The organism is Mediterraneibacter flintii (genome assembly GCF_055387595.1).
Window position 1 is genome coordinate 2,483,783 of the sequence record NZ_AP031405.1, and the last position, 16,768, is coordinate 2,500,550.

At 43.7% G+C, this 16,768-nt stretch carries 18 protein-coding genes; 2 read left to right on the forward strand and 16 right to left on the reverse strand.

The features are described 5' to 3' along the window. Positions 1-15: 15 nt before the first annotated feature. From argJ to ACZ5C4_RS11835, 16 genes are all read right to left on the reverse strand, one after another. Complete coding sequence (gene argJ / locus ACZ5C4_RS11760; protein ID WP_464521150.1) at positions 16-1,239, reverse strand: bifunctional glutamate N-acetyltransferase/amino-acid acetyltransferase ArgJ; 1,224 nt, start codon at positions 1,237-1,239, stop codon at positions 16-18. An 85-nt stretch (positions 1,240-1,324) separates the two neighbouring features. Next, entirely contained in the window at positions 1,325-1,774 is a 450-nt protein-coding gene (locus ACZ5C4_RS11765) for a GNAT family N-acetyltransferase (RefSeq protein ID WP_464521151.1), read from the reverse strand. Between the two features lie 61 nt (positions 1,775-1,835). Next, the gene (gene argC / locus ACZ5C4_RS11770; RefSeq protein ID WP_464521152.1) at positions 1,836-2,876 is read right to left on the reverse strand and encodes an N-acetyl-gamma-glutamyl-phosphate reductase; all 1,041 of its coding nucleotides are present in this window, start codon (positions 2,874-2,876) and stop codon (positions 1,836-1,838) included. A gap of 437 nt (positions 2,877-3,313) precedes the next feature. After that, positions 3,314-5,137, reverse strand: coding sequence for an ABC transporter ATP-binding protein (locus ACZ5C4_RS11775; protein WP_464521153.1), 1,824 nt, complete (start codon positions 5,135-5,137; stop codon positions 3,314-3,316). After that, a complete protein-coding gene (locus tag ACZ5C4_RS11780) occupies positions 5,130-6,863 on the reverse strand; it encodes an ABC transporter ATP-binding protein (RefSeq protein ID WP_464521154.1) in 1,734 nt (577 codons plus the stop codon). Before ACZ5C4_RS11780 ends, ACZ5C4_RS11775 begins: the two co-directional genes overlap by 8 nt. 45 nt (positions 6,864-6,908) lie before the next feature. Further along, the gene (locus ACZ5C4_RS11785) at positions 6,909-7,346 is read right to left on the reverse strand and encodes a MarR family winged helix-turn-helix transcriptional regulator (protein ID WP_464521155.1); all 438 of its coding nucleotides are present in this window, start codon (positions 7,344-7,346) and stop codon (positions 6,909-6,911) included. 247 nt (positions 7,347-7,593) lie between these two features. Then, the gene (locus tag ACZ5C4_RS11790) at positions 7,594-8,841 is read right to left on the reverse strand and encodes a glutamate-5-semialdehyde dehydrogenase (RefSeq protein ID WP_464521156.1); all 1,248 of its coding nucleotides are present in this window, start codon (positions 8,839-8,841) and stop codon (positions 7,594-7,596) included. A gap of 1 nt (position 8,842) precedes the next feature. Beyond that, on the reverse strand, positions 8,843-9,838 hold the full coding sequence (gene proB / locus ACZ5C4_RS11795; RefSeq protein WP_464522345.1) for a glutamate 5-kinase: 996 nt from the start codon (positions 9,836-9,838) through the stop codon (positions 8,843-8,845). 87 nt (positions 9,839-9,925) lie between these two features. Next, a complete protein-coding gene (locus ACZ5C4_RS11800) occupies positions 9,926-10,141 on the reverse strand; it encodes a hypothetical protein (protein WP_464521157.1) in 216 nt (71 codons plus the stop codon). A 110-nt stretch (positions 10,142-10,251) separates the two neighbouring features. After that, positions 10,252-10,464: a FeoA family protein gene (locus ACZ5C4_RS11805; protein ID WP_186874128.1), complete on the reverse strand. Its 213-nt coding sequence runs from the start codon at positions 10,462-10,464 to the stop codon at positions 10,252-10,254. Between the two features lie 155 nt (positions 10,465-10,619). Further along, complete coding sequence (locus ACZ5C4_RS11810) at positions 10,620-11,141, reverse strand: GNAT family N-acetyltransferase (RefSeq protein WP_464521158.1); 522 nt, start codon at positions 11,139-11,141, stop codon at positions 10,620-10,622. Positions 11,142-11,158: 17 nt separating this feature from the next. Beyond that, positions 11,159-11,527 carry a fluoride efflux transporter CrcB gene (gene crcB, locus ACZ5C4_RS11815; protein WP_464521159.1) on the reverse strand — a complete coding sequence of 123 codons (369 nt, stop codon included), beginning with the start codon at positions 11,525-11,527 and terminating at the stop codon, positions 11,159-11,161. 15 nt (positions 11,528-11,542) lie between these two features. Then, entirely contained in the window at positions 11,543-12,070 is a 528-nt protein-coding gene (locus tag ACZ5C4_RS11820; protein WP_464521160.1) for a nitroreductase, read from the reverse strand. Between the two features lie 17 nt (positions 12,071-12,087). Continuing rightward, positions 12,088-13,266, reverse strand: coding sequence for an iron-containing alcohol dehydrogenase (locus ACZ5C4_RS11825; protein WP_464521161.1), 1,179 nt, complete (start codon positions 13,264-13,266; stop codon positions 12,088-12,090). A 2-nt stretch (positions 13,267-13,268) separates the two neighbouring features. After that, on the reverse strand, positions 13,269-13,853 hold the full coding sequence (locus ACZ5C4_RS11830) for a cysteine hydrolase family protein (protein ID WP_464521162.1): 585 nt from the start codon (positions 13,851-13,853) through the stop codon (positions 13,269-13,271). Beyond that, positions 13,850-14,677, reverse strand: coding sequence for a DNA-3-methyladenine glycosylase family protein (locus ACZ5C4_RS11835; protein WP_464521163.1), 828 nt, complete (start codon positions 14,675-14,677; stop codon positions 13,850-13,852). The genes ACZ5C4_RS11830 and ACZ5C4_RS11835 overlap by 4 nt, the downstream gene beginning before the upstream one ends. Before the next feature lie 89 nt (positions 14,678-14,766). Between ACZ5C4_RS11835 and ACZ5C4_RS11840 the strand changes: the two genes are divergently transcribed. Next, entirely contained in the window at positions 14,767-15,477 is a 711-nt protein-coding gene (locus ACZ5C4_RS11840; RefSeq protein WP_464521164.1) for a LytR/AlgR family response regulator transcription factor, read from the forward strand. Further along, on the forward strand, positions 15,474-16,760 hold the full coding sequence (locus tag ACZ5C4_RS11845) for a sensor histidine kinase (protein WP_464521165.1): 1,287 nt from the start codon (positions 15,474-15,476) through the stop codon (positions 16,758-16,760). Before ACZ5C4_RS11840 ends, ACZ5C4_RS11845 begins: the two co-directional genes overlap by 4 nt. Positions 16,761-16,768: the final 8 nt, after the last annotated feature.

Consider the following 16,768-nt stretch of genomic DNA (forward strand, 5'->3'; position numbering starts at 1 on the left):
CCCATTCTTCTCACCTCAGCTCCTATAATCTGCATTGATGTCAATATATCCGTGAGTCAAATCACATCCCCATGCAGACGCCCTTTTATCTCCTTCTTTTATATCCGCAGTCACAGTGATCTCCGGAGAGGATAAAATCTCTGTTGCTTTTTCTTCGCTATAATCCACTGCCACACCATTTTTAATAATCGCAATCTTTCCGGCTGCACTTTCAAATACTAAGTCCACCTTCTCCGGATCAAACTCTGCCCCTGCATATCCCATTGCACAAAGGATTCTCCCCCAGTTCGCATCGTGTCCTGCGATTGCCGCTTTTGTCAAATTGGAACACACAACCGCCTTTGCCAGTACTTTCGCCTGTTCCTTTGTCTTCGCTCCTATTACTTTTGCTTCAAAAAGAGCAGTCGCACCTTCTCCATCCCCTGCGATCTTCTTCGCTAGATATTCATTTACATAGTGAAGTGCCTCTTTAAATTTTTCATACGCTTCTGTGTCCAGTTTGATTTTTTCATTCCCCGCCATTCCATTTGCAAGCAGAAGCACCGTATCATTCGTAGACGTATCCCCGTCTACAGAAATCATATTATACGTATCTTCCACATCCGAACGCAGCGCTGCACACATTGCTTTTCTGGAAATTACGGCGTCTGTCGTAAGAAAGGAAAGCATGGTACACATATTGGGATGTATCATGCCGGAGCCTTTCGCCATCCCGCCAATTGTAACTGTCTTCCCGCCAATCTCAATGGTAACTGCGATCTCTTTTTCACAGGTATCTGTAGTCATAATCGCTTTTGCCGCTTCTGTCCCATTCTCGATCGCACTGCCTTTTTTCTTAGAGAGCAGTTGTATTCCTTTTTTGAGTTTTTCTATAGGAAGCTGCATCCCAATAACACCGGTAGAGCCTATCAGTACCCCATCTTTATCGACTCCCAGGATATTCGCTGCCTCTTCTGCGGTCGCCTTGCAATATCCGTATCCTTCTGCTCCGGTACAGGCATTGGCGATTCCGGAATTAATGACAATCGCCTGGGATTTTTGCTTTTCGTCCACGATTTTCTTATCCCACTTCACCGGCGCTGCCTTTACAATATTGGTAGTAAACGTCCCTGCTGTTTTACAGGGCTTTTTACTATATATAAGCGCCATATCTGTCCTGTCCTGATATTTAATCCCCGCTGCTGCCGCTGCCGCCTCGAACCCCTTCGCCGCAGTTACACCACCTTTTATTACTTCCATTTTTCTTTTCCTTTCTTTTTCATCTACATTTTTCTATCCCTTAGCGTCGGTGTGCAAGGGGCAACATGCTCCTTGTACACCGGCGCTATTCTTGCTCATTAAACGCAGTAATATTTTTCTCATTCAATGTAAAATCGTAATAGTTTAAGTCCTTTCGTTCAGTCCAGCCGATAGTATTCCAAAACGCATTCCCTATGTCATTTTTCGTAAATGCTATCAGAGACACCTTGTTGATTTTTTCATCACGCAATGCGTGCATTGCCTGTACTACCATTGCCTTCCCAATGCCGCGTCGCCGATACGCCTCATCTACACACACATGATAGAGACATCCTCTGCGTCCGTCATGCCCACACAGAATACTTCCTACAATCTTTCCATCCTCTACAGCAACGACACTTGTCGTTGGATTTCGTTTCAAAAAGCGCTCTACCCCGATTTTTGAATCATCAATACTGCGAATCCCAAATCCTTTGATTTTTTTCCACAGCGCATATATGCCATCGTAATCTTCTATTTTCATTGCACGTATCATCTTTTATTCTTTCCTTTCCGGAAGCAGCACCTTTGCCCTGCATATTTCACCACTTCCTCGGCTACGGGAACATTGGCACCAGGTCAAGCCCTTCCTTTTCTTCTATACCAAACAGCAGATTCATATTCTGCACTGCCTGCCCTGCTGCTCCCTTTACTAAATTATCTATCGCACCCATCATAATGATACGTCCGGTTCTTTTATCTATCTGAAAACCAATATCTACATAATTGCTTCCTTCCACCCATTTCGTCTCTGGACAGGCGCCTTCTTCCAGTACTCGGATAAAGGTTTCTTTTCCATAGTAATGCTCGTACACAGATGCCACTTCCCCTGCGCTGACTCCTTTTTTCAGGCTCGCATATTCTGTCACAAGAATTCCTCTGTTCATCGGTACAAGATGCGGAGTAAAATTCAGCACTACTTTTTTGCCCGATGCATACCCCAACTGTTCTTCAATCTCCGGAGTATGCCTGTGCGTCGCTACTCCATATGCTTTCATATTTTCATTGACTTCACAGAACAGATTTGCTGTCTTCGCTCCTCGGCCTGCTCCGGACGTCCCTGATTTTGCATCGATGATCAATGTATCCATGTCAATCAAGCCTTCTTTTGACAGCGGATATGCCGTCAGAATCGAGCAAGTGGTGTAGCATCCTGGATTTGCCACAAGACGTGCCTTTTTCACCGCTTCTCTGTTTATCTCACATAAGCCGTAAACTGCCTCCTTAATAAATTGCGGCGATTTATGCTCGATTTTATACCATTCTTCATATGTACTTACATCCTTGATTCTGAAATCCGCACTCAAATCGATAATTTTTGTCTTGGACAAAATTTCTTCACTGACAAGTGAAGCACAGAACCCCTGCGGCGTCGCCGTAAAAATGACATCCGCCTTGTCTGCGAGCTCCTCCATGTTGTCGTCCATACAGGACGCATCCACTATTTGAAACATATTTTTATATACACTGGCATAGGGTTTCTCTATATAGCTTCTGGAGCCGTACCATACAATCTCTGCCTCTTTGTGTCTGCTTAAAATCCGGACAAGCTCGGCGCCTGCATAGCCTGTCGCTCCAATAATTCCTACCTTTATCATTTATAAGCACCCTTTCTTTTTCATATTTTTTAATAATAAACCTCATTTAATAGGAAGTAAAGTGTTTTTCATCAGAAAATCCCTTTCACATTTACGCATAATTATACATCTATTATGTATATTATGCAAGTATTTTCTTTTAAGAAACGGAGTTTCCCACAGAACAAAGTGGACAAGCCCACTTCAACTCCCCGCCCCTTAATCTTGAGGGGCTTGCCCACTTTGCGCCCCGCCGCAATACTGCAAAGCGGTAAAATTTCCTTATTGCGGCGTGCGCATATTGCCCGAAGGGCTTTTATATCATAGGTCAGTCCGAAGGACTTTCCTATGATATAAAAAACAGGAAAACCATTTGTGGCTTTCCTGTTCCGCGGCGCTGTCGTAAAAGCGGATATTATTCAGTTATTCGTTTCTGCCTTTATTTTGTAACAAAGTCATTACGCAAACTGACTGTAATACAAGTCCGCGTAAGCTCCCTTTGCCTTTAACAAATCTTCGTGCGTTCCCTGCTCGATAATATTTCCGTTTTGCATAAACAGGATTAAATCCGCGTCTATAATCGTCGAAAGTCTGTGCGCGATTACAAAGCTCGTTCTGTTCTTCATCAGCTCTTTCATAGCCTTACCGATTTCAATCTCTGTGCGGGTATCTACGCTGGACGTCGCTTCGTCCAGAATGATAACTGCCGGATTGCAAAGAAACACTCTGGCTATAGTCAGAAGCTGCCGCTGACCGATAGAAATATTTTCCGCGTCGTTGCTTAAAACTGTATCATATCCATGCGGCATGGTACGGACAAAGAAATCTACTCTGGCGGCTTTTGCCGCCGCTATGATTTCCTCGCGGGCAGCGCCGGGCTTGCTGTAGGCGATATTTTCCGCAATCGTGCCGCCAAACAGCCATGTATCTTGCAGCACCATTCCAAAATTGCTTCTCAAATTGGAACGGGTCATATCCCTTATGTCGATTCCGTCTAAAATGATTTTTCCGCCGTTTAATTCATAAAACCGCATAAGCAAATTAATAAGCGTTGTCTTTCCGGCTCCTGTGCTGCCGACAATTGCCACCTTCTGCCCCGGTTTTACAGAGAAGTTGATATTGTGCATTAAGATATTATCCTGCGTATATCCAAACCGGACATCCTGGAATTCCACCGTTCCTTTTGCCTGCTCCACAACAGAGGGGAAAGCGGGTTCCGACGAAAGCTCTTCCTCATCTAACAGCTTGTAAATCCGTTCCAGAGAAGCTAAAGCAGACTGCATACTGTTTACCATATAGGCGGCCTCTGTGAGTGGCTCCGAAGCCTGGTTTACATACTGGAAAAACGCCTGAAACACACCGACAGTCAATCTTCCCTCCAGCAGCATTTTTCCCGCGAGTACCGCAATCAGCACTTGACCGAAACGGTTAATCATGCGAATTGCCGGATTGATCGCGTTTATCATAAAGTCCGCTTTTTTGGTAGCCTCTGCCAGTTCTTCAGTTGCCTTATGCATATTTTCAGAGCTGATTTCTTCCTGATTAAATGCTTTTATAATAACCCGGCCGCTGTATGCCTCTTCTACCCGCGCGGTCACATTACTCACGCACTGCTGCCGTTTCATGGCAGATTGCAGTGTTTTTGCCGACACAAAATTAGTAGCTGCCAGCGCTATTCCTGTAAACGCCAGAAAAACAAGCGTCAATAGAATACTAAAACGGAACATCATCACCAGAGAGCCGATTACCATGCCGACGGCTGTAAATAGTTTCAACATTCCCGTTTGCAGGGCCTCCGCTGTTTTATCCAAGTCATTCACTGTCCGGCTAAGAATCGCCCCGGTTTTAGTGCGGTCAAAGAAGGCGAGTGGAAGCCGGTTTAGCTTTTCGCTGATTTCCGTCCTTAGCCGAAGATTAAGGTTTTCCGCAAAACTTGCCATAAGGAACGATTGAAGAGTGTAAAACAGCGCCGTTGCCAGATAGAGCAACAACAAAAATACTATATCCCTGCCTCCCGCCGCCCATGTAACTTGAAATGCCGAGCCGTTTGTAATCGTCTCTTTGATGTTGTTCCAAAGCAAATCTACGATATACGCGCTATACAGCGGCGCAATAATAGAAAGAAACGTATACAGGATGACCGATACAAGCACGACCGCTAACCGCTTATGCTGATCGCCCGTAGAACGCCACAGCCTTCTTATCGTTTGCCACGCATGATCCGGCCTTTCAAAATCCATTTCTTCTGTAAGAACTTGTGCATTGTTATTATTCTCACTCATGGCTTACGGCTCCTTTCATTTGAGATTTTGCAATATCCTGATAAACAGGGCAGGTCTGCATCAGAAAATCGTGATTGCCAATTCCGACAACCCGTCCTTCTTCCAACACAATAATCTGTTCTGCGTTCATAATCGTGCTGATCCGCTGGGCGATAATCAGTACCGCCGCGTCTTTGACTTCATTCGCAAGGGCTTTCCGTAACGCCGCGTCTGTCTTAAAGTCCAGAGCAGAAAAGCTATCGTCAAAAATATAGAGATCGGCTTTCTTTGTCAATGCCCGCGCAATCGAAAGACGCTGCTTCTGCCCGCCCGAAAAGTTTGTGCCGCCCTGTGATACGCGAGAGTAAAGTCCGTCGGAGAGATCGTAAACAAATTCGGACTGCGCAACCGACAAAGCATGCTTCATTTGCTGTTCGGTAGCCCGTTCATTTCCATGCCTCAGATTGTCGGCAATCGTGCCAGAAAACAGCCATGCTTTTTGCGGCACATAGGAGATATGCTCTCTTAATTCTTTCTGCGTCATGCCGCGAATATCCTTTCCATTCATAAGGACAGATCCGGAAGTCACATCATGAAACCGCAAAATTAATTTTGCAATCGTAGACTTTCCACTGCCTGTGCTGCCGATAATCGCAGTCGTTTCCCCTCTTCTGCAGGTAAAATCCAAAGCTTCTAAAGTATTCTCACCCGCGTCCGCAAAGCGAAAGCCTGCATTTTTAAACCGTACAACTTCTTTCGTTTGACCCGGAATATTATCAACAGACGCAGTTCCATCCTGGATCTCCGGCGCAAGATGCAGCACGTCTGAAATTCTCCGAACACAAATCATGGCGCGGGGAATTAAGATCAGCACCATCTGGGCCATAATGATATAAAAAAGAATCATCATGGCATATTGTGTCAGAGCAGTAATATCGCCAATTTCCATAAATCCCGCGCCAATCCGATTTCCGCCCACCCAAAGGATGACAACAATGATAAGGTTAATTGCAAACAGTGCAACGCTCTCCAATCCGGCAAACAGCCGGTTTGCGCTGATTGCCGCCCCGGCATAATCCTCAAAAGATTTTCTCATTCGCTTTTCTTCATACTTTTCTTTATTAAAAGCGCGGATCACTCGTACACCCGTAACATTTTCCCGGAGAACAACATTCATTCGGTCAAGGAATTTTTGCAGCTTATCAAAAATCACCGAGGCTTTACGAGTGACAAAAATCGCCAGAAGCAAAATAAACAGCGTCGCGCCAACCAATAAAACTCCCATCATGGTATCAATCGAAAACGCCATGACAATTCCCATGATACAAACCGCGGGAACAGGCAATACCATCTGTATAAACCATACGACGCCTTGTTGAACGACATTTACATCGTTCAGCGTGCGGGTAATCATAGAGCCGGTTCCGAACTGTTCAAAATCATAAGAAGAAAAGGTAAGCGATTTATCGTAAAGAGCGTTCCGCATATCCCGTCCAATTTTAGAAGAAAGGTCTGCGGCGAGATAACTCCCCAACAGCGCGCCCAGACTGGTAACGATTGTTACGATCAGCATAAGTATTCCGCCGCGGATTAAGTAGTCCATCTTGCCGCCACTCACCCCGACATTTATCATATCTGCTGTGATGGTCGGAATAAGCAGACCGCCCGCAACATCTAAAAACATAACAAGTAATGTAAAGAAGCATCTCCATTTATACGGTTTTATGAACCGCAGAATCGTTTTCATGCTGTGTTTCCTCCTGAATTCAGTAATCTGCCATGGAAAATGTACTCAAAGCTCATTTAATTTTGTCCTCAAGCTTTCCACATAAATATTTGTCAAGCGCAAGAGTTCTTTTTGTTCTGCGTCTTTCAAGGCGGTAAAGGCCGCATTTTCTTTTTGAACGACCGGCACAATATATTTTGCAATAAACTGTTTCCCTGCCTCAGTTAAAAAAATATGTTTATCCCTGCCTGCCCCCTGTTCAAGATAAATATACCCCTCCTGTACCAGCTTCCGAATAGAAGAATTAACCGTCTGTTTATTTGCAAAAAACTCATAACAAATGTCTTTTTGCAGACAGCCGTCGCCTAAATCATAAAGGGTATAAAAGATAGAAAAGGCACTGTCTGAAATTCCCATCTTTGAAGCTACTTTATGATATAGTTCGTCGCACTCTTTGTTAATTTTATTAAAGTCCATCAACAATTTATTTAGTTTTTCCTGCATACCCTTACCTCCTTAGTATGATTTCATACTTGTACGACTGCTATTATAGTATGAAATCATACTCGTGTCAAGTATGTTTTCATACTTAAAATGTGAAAATTTTTTTAACCGAAAAATCAGGTTTTGTCTGTGTACAAAAAAGAAAAAGCCCGCAAAACATAAGTTTTACGGTACTTTCTCTCACTTCTCAAGCCTGCTGTAGCAGGCATCCCATATATACTGTATGGTTTAAATTTTAAAACAACCTCTAATTTCGTATCTGTCCATCTCCGAATATAATATATTTTGTGGTTGTCAAGGCTTCTAATCCCATCGGGCCTCTTGCATGGAGTTTTTGTGTACTGATTCCAATCTCCGCGCCAAATCCAAACTCAAATCCATCTGTAAATCTGGTAGAGGCATTTACATATACTGCCGCCGCGTCAATTTCATCCTGAAATTTTAATGCATGGTTGTAATCCTGTGTTATGATTGACTCTGAATGTCCTGTGTTATACTGATTGATATGCGCAATCGCCGCATCAATAGAATCCACTATTTTGACAGAGATAACTGCATCCAGATATTCTTTTCCCCAGTCCTCTTCATCTGCCGGAACAATGTAACTGCTGGTAAGGCAGGCCCTCTCATCTCCCCGTATTTCTACTCCATGCATTTTCAGGCGCTCTACAACATCCGGCAGTATGTTCATCGCATGTTCATGGATGACAAGAGACTCACATGCATTACACACCCCCATCCTCTGTGTCTTGGCATTTTCGATAATGTCCACTGCCATTTTTCTGTCTGCAGATTCATCCACATAAATATGGCAGTTGCCTGTTCCTGTCTCAATCACCGGAACCGTACTGTTTTCTACTACGTTCGCAATCAACCCGGCGCCGCCTCTTGGAATAAGCACATCGATCAGCCCATGCATTTTCATCATATCTTGCACCACTTCCCTGCTCGTATCCTCCACTAAAAGAATGAGATCCTGGAGCAGCTTCTCTTTTCTAAGTCCTGTCTTAATCGCATGCACAATTGCCTGGTTTGAATAAATCGCATCACTCCCACCTCTTAGTATGACTGCGTTTCCAGTCTTAAAACACAATCCAAACGCATCTGCTGTTACATTCGGACGGGATTCATAGATAATTCCTACTACTCCGATAGGCACTCTCTTCTTCCCTATCCGCAGTCCATTCGGCCTGGTTTTCATAGAAAGAACTTCTCCCACCGGATTTTCCAGGCAAGCTACCTGTCTTAATCCTTCTGCCATATCCTCTATCCGCTTTTCGCTAAGTTTCAGCCTGTCCAGAAGGGACTGTCTTGTCCCCTTCTTGGCAGCCGCTTTTATATCCTTCTCGTTTTCTTCCAAAATAAATTCTTTTTGAATGAGCAGTTCTTCCGCCGCCGATATAAGCCCTGCATTTTTCTGTGCAGTCTTAAGCTTTGCAGCTTCTACAGAAGCTGCTTTGGCACGCTTTGCAAGTGTTTCCATATATTTTTCCATCTTATTTACCTCCCTTTGGGCAGCCTTCCTGGCTTTTTTTGTCCTTTTCTTCTATCTGTTCTTTTGCCGTCTCTTTTTCTTTACTTTCTGCATATACAGCCGGTTTTTCTGCTCCCTTTCTCTGCCGTTTTGCCTGCCTGCGGTACTGTGCTTTTTCCGGCGCTATTTCCGTCTTCATCTCCCGACGGTGCTGCTTTGACAAGAATAACGTCCCCACCTTCTTGCCTGCCATAATATCATTGATTGTATAGATATTATCTCCATTGGCAATCACCATATCCGCGCCGATACCCGTTGCGATTTTTGCGGCTTTAATTTTCGTCGCCATCCCCCCAGTCCCATATTCACTGGAGGCACCCTTCGCCATTTGTTCCAGTTTGCCGTCAATGCCGGACACTGTATGTATAAATCTCGCGTTTGGATTCTTTTTCGGATCATCTGTATATAGCCCTTCTATATCTGACATTAAAATCAACAGATCCGCATCAACCAGTTTTGCCACATAAGCCGCAAGTGTATCATTATCTCCAAAATTTCCATAGGCAAGTTCATCTACTGAAATTGCATCATTTTCGTTTACAATCGGCACCACCTTCATACGGAACAGCTCATCAAACGCTTGTCTGGCATTTCTTCTGCACTCCTTGTTTGTAATCGACTCTTTTGTGAGGAGCACCTGAGCCGTCAGCTGGCTGTATTCATTAAACAACTTTTCATAGATCATCATCAATCTGCCCTGTCCGACTGCTGCGCATGCCTGCTTTGCCGCTTCTGTCTCCGGTTTATGCTCAAGTCCCAGTACGTTTCTGCCGATTCCTACGGCTCCTGATGAGACAACGATCACCTCTTTTCCCTTATTTCTTAAATTAATCAGTATTCTTACAAACTTTTCCAGCTTGTCTAAATTGATGTTCCCTGTCTCATCATATGTGATGGTCGTTGTCCCAACTTTAATTACAATCCTTTTTTTCCCACTCAGTATCTCTTTTCTGTCCATCATAATTTCCTTTCTCACCATACAAATCAATCCTGCAAAATTGCGCAGTGTGCATCTTATACAATAAAAAAGGATGGAAGCATAAAGCTATACTTCTATCCTTTGTGTTCCCTGATTCCAAATGATTTGTACAACTGTATCTTCTTTCGTCGCCTGCGTATTTTGTTTTCTACTATGCCCACACCCCAAAGGGAATATATGTGCACGGCACAAAAACAACACTGTCAGCAAGCGGCAGAGTCCAAAATTATCCATGATGACAAAACTACTCTCTCTTTTATCCATCATTGAAACCCCAATCATTTGTACCTGTTGTTAGTCATTCACTTATGTTTCTATTTTACTCATAAAAGGGTATTTGTCAACTCTTTTTTATTTTACCAAACTCTTTTGAAGGCTCTTTTTGTCTTTCTTTACACTTGAATACGCTCTGCTACTTCATTTCCAATCGCAATCCTTGTATCTCTTGTTCCGATAATCAGACTGTCTGTACATCTCTGGATTACACGTATGGTACTTCCTGCCTCGATCTGATGGCTGCGCATAAATTCTAAAACCTCCGGTACTCCAAACATCCATTTAATCGTATAGCTTTCTCCTGCTTTTGCTTTCGATAATGCCTGCATAGGTATCCCTCCTTTTCTTTATTTTAGAAGTCCCATGCAGGGTTAGTCAATCGCAATTTGGGTTGCCTGCAACCAACATTTTTTAAGTTTAAACTGTCTGACTCTCCTCTGACGGGGACAACTTTTCAAAGATATTTTGTCCATATCTTTTTTTGTTATCCCTTGTAGTTCCTTTTGCCATTATGTGTCTTTTTTTGCACGCTCTTTTCCATACGATAATTGATAAGTACAATTCCTTTTCTTATTACCTGCTGCTCTTTTATGACATGATAGCCTCGCTTTTCAAAAAATTTTTTTGCAGTAATGGAAGCATGCGTTGTAAAATGGGCAGACATACAGTTTTCCTCCAGATAGTCACAAAGCATTGACGCAATCTTCCTTCTCTGAAAGTCTTTGTGGACATATAATCTATCCAGATAACCGTCCGCCGTCATATCTGCAAATCCAACGATATTGCCGTCTAATTCCGCTACGATCGTATCATGCTTTTTAAACGACTCATCCCATGCGTCCAGATCGAAATGACCATCTGCCCATGCGTCTACTTGTTCCTGCGTGTAATCTTTCCGATTTACAGTATGTACAGTATCGTAAAACAACGCAGCTACTTTTTCTATATCTTCTTCACAATATCTGCGAAGTACAATCTTTTCTTTCTGCCGCCGTTCTTTTTCCATCCTGACACAGCCCCTCCTTACAGCCTTTTCGCCGCATACATACCGGCTGCGATTCCAGCAAGGCACAGTCCTACGCTGCAAACAATATACAGCGCACTTAAAAAGTACTGCTTTTCCTGAAGGAGCTGATATGCCTCTAGTGAGAACGTAGAAAATGTTGTAAATCCACCGCAGACTCCTGTTTTTAAAAATAAAAGAAGAGACTGCGGCATGCCTTTTCGTGCGGCGGCTCCTGCAATAAAGCCAATAACAAAAGCGCCGCATACATTTATTGCCAGTGTAAGAACCGGAAATGCTGTTCTACATGGAAGCAGGCTGACAGCATATCGCAGTACAGCCCCCAAAGCGCCTCCCATACCTACAAATATAAATCCTGTCAATGCCATTTCCTTTTTCTCTTTCTATACAAATACAATATAATCTGATTTGCGAGGCTCTGCCGGCACTGCCTCCTCATCTGCATACCCTAATATACAGTTTCCGATTCCTGCATATTGTTCTGCGTCAAGTCCCCATGCCTTCAGCAGTTCTTTTCCCTCCTCTGCTTCGAACATCTCTTTTGCCCTGTGAATCCAGCAAGAACCTACCCCCAGCGCATACGCTGCATTTAACAGGTTCCCCATAACGAGGCTTCCGTCCTCTATATACGTAGGACGACTTTTATCAGCCAGCACAATAAGAACTGTCGGCGCTCCGTAAAAGGTATCCTCTTCTTCGCTGCCTGGCTCGAACCTGGCGTTTAGCTTTGACAGTTTTGAAATCGTCTCTTTGTCCTGGACGACTACGATCTTTGGAGACTGCATTCCCATACCCGTAGGAGCATATGTGCCTGCCTCCAGTATCTTTTCCAGCTCTTCTTTTTTAATCTGCTCTGTTTTATATTTTCTGACGCTTCTTCTGTTCTTCAAATCATATAAAGTAGCTTCCATCTTTTCTTCCTCCTTTTCTATCTTGCCGCCTGATAGATCTTATAAATGTCTTCCCTGTCTAATTTTTTTACACAGCCGATCGTACGTTTTTCATAAAAACTACATTTATCCGCCAATTCCTTTATCTGTTCCTCCGTAAGAGTAACCCCCAGCTCCTGTATCGACACCGGCATATCGATGGAACGATAAAAATCCTCCATCGCCTCAATTCCCTTTTGCGCAGTCTTGGCAACATCTTCCCCCTGCTCCACCTGCATGACATTCTGCGCGAACTGTGCAAAGCGCTCCGGACGTGCATCCATAACATACCGCGCCCAGCTTCCCCATACGGCTGCAAGCCCTGCGCCATGTGCTACATCAAACATTCCGCCTAGCTCATGCTCTAGCTGGTGGCTCGCCCAGTCGCCTCCGTCTGTTCCGCACCCCATGAGCCCATTGTGCGCGAGACTTCCGGCCCACATCACTTCTGCCCGCGCATTATAATTCTCTGGATCTTCTTTCAAAATTTTTGCATTTTTCATAACAGTGCGGATCAGATGTTCACTGAACCCATCCGTCAGCTCCATATTTTCCACCTGATTAAAATACCGTTCCATTGTATGCATCATAATATCCACACATCCACACGCCGTCTGATACGCTGGCAAGGTCATGGTAAGTTCCGGATTCATCACCGCAAACTTTGCACGACAGCAGTCATTATTACAGCCTCTTTTCTTCCATCCGTCCTCATTTGTGATAACAGAGGAATTGCTCATCTCTGAGCCTGCCGCTGCAATGGTCAAAACTACACCGATCGGCAGACAATTCTTTGGTTCCCGTTTTTTCTCATAGAAATCCCATACGTCTCCTTCATTTGTGACTCCGTAGCCAATTGCCTTTGCAGAATCAATCACACTGCCCCCGCCTACGGCGAGGATGAAATCTACCTCTTCCCTCTTGCACAGCGCAATCCCTTCATATACAAGTGACAATCTGGGATTCGGCACAACACCTCCCAATGAGATATAGGAAATTCCGGCTTCGTCCAAAGAAGCATAGATTCTGTCCAGGAGCCCGCTTTTCTTCACACTTCCACTGCCATAATGCACCAGTACTTTCTTGCAGCTATATTCCTTTACAAGAGTACCAATCTGCTTTTCTGTTCCTTTCCCAAAAACAACCTTTGTCGGCGTATAATACAAAAAATTTTCCATACCTATTCCTTCTCCTTTTCTTCATGTATTACATTTATCTGACACGCTTTCATAGCCTGAAGCGCTGTCTCGTGGCTTTTTACCGTCACTCCGGCGCACAGGGACGCATCTACCTGTATCTTAGTCTCCGGCAAAAACGCCTTGATAAGAAGCGCGTTGGAAATCACACAGATATCTGTACAGACTCCCGCCAGCGTAATACAGTCTATTTTGCCGCCTCTTTCTTTTACCCCCTCCAGATACTGTCCAAGTTCTATGCTTCCAAAGGTTGGTTTGTCAAACATTGTCCTCTCAAATACAGCTCTTTTATCTGCTGTACGTTTCTCTGCCTGCTCTTTCATTGCCTGTACAATCTCAGAGTGCAGCTCCCAGCCTTCTGTGCCTTTTACGCAATGTACCACCGGAAGCTTTTTCCCTTCCATCGTATCCAGATAGTCTTCCCCGTGGGTATCTCTTGTCGCCAAGACCAGACCGTCAAAATTTTTAATCTGTTCTGCAAGCTTAGGCACCAGCTCGCATGCTTCTTTCGTTCCCAAAGCACCGTCGATAAAGTCATTTTGCATATCTACCACAATCAATACATTCATATGTCATCCCTCCCTTTTTTCAAATCGTAATAAAAAATATACTGCTGCATTACTCCGGCAAATCCTTTATACCGCGCAAACGGAAATCCTGTTTTATACTCCTGTTCCAGCACTTTATGTATATGAGTATCTACTGGAAATGCGTCCATCTTATGAAGGGCAAACAGGCAAATACAGTCTGCCACCTTTGCCCCGATCCCGCACAGCTTCATCAGTTCCTTTTTCGCATCCGCGTATTTGAGCTCTTCAAGATTTTCCAGCAAGACTTTGCCTTGTGCTACAGCACATGCTGTATCCTTTAAATAGCGACTTCTGTATCCTAACTTCATTGTTCTGAATTCTTCTTCCGAAACTTCGGACAGCCGCCGCGCCGTTGGAAATGTATGGTATATTTTGCCCTCCGGACTTTTTTTCTCCTCCCCGTACCGGCTGCAAAGCGCCTGAATCAAGCGCTTGATTCGCGGAATATTATTCTGCTGTGAAAGAATAAAAGACACAATCATCTCCCATACATCCTGTTTGAGAATCCGGATACCTGATCCAAACTCTGCCGCTTTTTTCAGATATATATCCTGTTTCTCTATAGAATCGATATACTCCTGGTATCTGACCTCTAAATCAAAATAGGTTTTCCAGAATGCTTCATATTCTTTTTTTGTACAATAAAGGTCTGTCTTGTCAGGGTACTGCTTCATCTTCAAATACCTGCCGCCTGCTATGACCTCATAGATGTCCTCCTCTGTTTTATCCAGACGAAAGCACTGTCCTGACTCGCATATTTGTTCAATCCGAAAACAATCATTTGGTAGCTCTATCTTCTGCATATGTATCTGACACTCCTCCTCTGACAGTATACCACAAACGAATCCGATTGTGATATAATAAAACGAATGGATTAAGAAGGAGGAAAATAATGTTTCAAATTGCAGTATGTGAAGACAATCCGGCTGTGCAAAAGCAATTCGAAGAATATTTAGAGGAAGCTGCCGCACATCCGCAGTATGATATTTTTTCTTCCGGCGAGGAGCTGTTGAAATACCAGGATAAAAACGTTTCTTCTTACCAGATCTATTTTCTGGATATATCGCTTCCTGGTATCAATGGAATCGAGACAGCCTCCCAGATACGCAGAAAAAACCCTTATGCACTGCTGATTTTCGTTACAGACTACAAAGAGTATGTATGGCAGGTATTTGAAGTACTTCCTTTTCGTTTTCTTACGAAGCCTGTGGAAAAGTCTTCCTTTTTTGAAGTACTTTATGCGGCATACCGCCATTTAGACAGCCAGAATCAACTGTTTACCTTCCATATCAAGCGCGATGTCTGGCAGATACCATTTTCAGATATTTATTACTTTGAGTCTGCACTCAGGCAAATTGTCCTGGTAACCAGTAAGGAAACTTACCGATTCTATGGAAAAATCAGCGCCCTTGCCGACACACTGGATGAAACCCTCTTTGTTATGCCGCACCATTCTTATCTGGTAAATATGGAATACATCCAGACTGTCACAGATACCTCTATTCTTCTACAGTCCGGACACATGATTCCCATCAGCAGGCGGCTAAAAGCAATGGTGCGTCAAAAACATCTTCACTATCTCAAATGGAGAATTGGAAAATGAATCGTATTCTTATTACGTATCCTCTCTACGACTTTTTCACAGATATATTTCTCTGTACAGTAGAGGGCTGTATACTGATCGAACTGATGAATCGTCTCTATGGAAAAATACAAAAATATAGAAAGACGGCCTACACACTATTTGCCCTGGCTGTCTTGTTCATGCTGGTGGTTACCCATTGGATTTTTCCTTCCTACGGATGTACCTATCTGGTGGTTCCTGCCAGCTTTCTTCTGCTGCCCTTTTATCCTGGCTCCCGACGTAAAAAAGCTTTATTTTCCTTCTGTCTGGCAACAGTGAATCTGCTCTACCTTCTTGCTTTAAACGACATCACAAATGTGCTGCCCAAACTATCCCTGGCACTTTTCTATCTCCTGCTTTATCACATAGGATTATGGGCGCTGCTCTTTCTATGTTTAAAGCTTTGCCGGCAAATTTCCACAGACATCCCTCTGCGGCTTCTTTTGCTTCTGTTTGCCATCCCTCTTTGCACTCTTGTTGCCTCCCCTATACTGCTTATCTTCTTAAGCAGTGCCATTGATACAGACAGGACACTCTCAAGCCTGCTGCATTTTGTACTACAGCTGCTCTTTCTTTCTATCAATCTGCTCACCTTTGAGCTGTACCGCAGATTCAGCCTTTTCACTGTAAAAGAAACAGAGTATGCACTTCTTTCTTCACAGACGCGACTGCAAGAGCAACATTACAGGGAACTAGAGGAAAATTTCAAAGAAATCAGCAGTATACGCCATGATATGAAAAACCATTTCCGCACTGCTGCCCTTCTCTATGAGAACAATCAAAAAGAAGAACTGCTTCAGTATGTATCCGACATTACTGGAAAATTAGAGGAAACAGAAGCCTTGATTCACACTGGAAATTCGCACTTAGATTCCATTCTGAATCTGAAACTAAAAGAATTAAAAAGAGCCGGCATCACCTGTGTATCTGAACTGGCTGTACCTTCCGGACTTATTTTGCCCTTTTCTGACATGGTAGTTATCTTCGGGAACCTTCTGGATAATGCGAAGGCCGCGCTCTTATCTGAGTCCGGTGCAGACAAGCGGCTGACGTTTTCTATTTTGTACCAGAATACCTCCCTTTTTATCCACATAGAAAATCCTGCCCCTTCCCTGACAGAAGTTCCGCCTCTGGGAACCGGTCTTAAAAATGTAAGCCGAACGGTACAAAAATATAACGGTACAATAGAAATTTCCCTGCATAATGGAAATTATATTGCCAATCTTCTTTTATATGGAGTAGAATCTAACAAAAACCCCTAAGCAGGAAA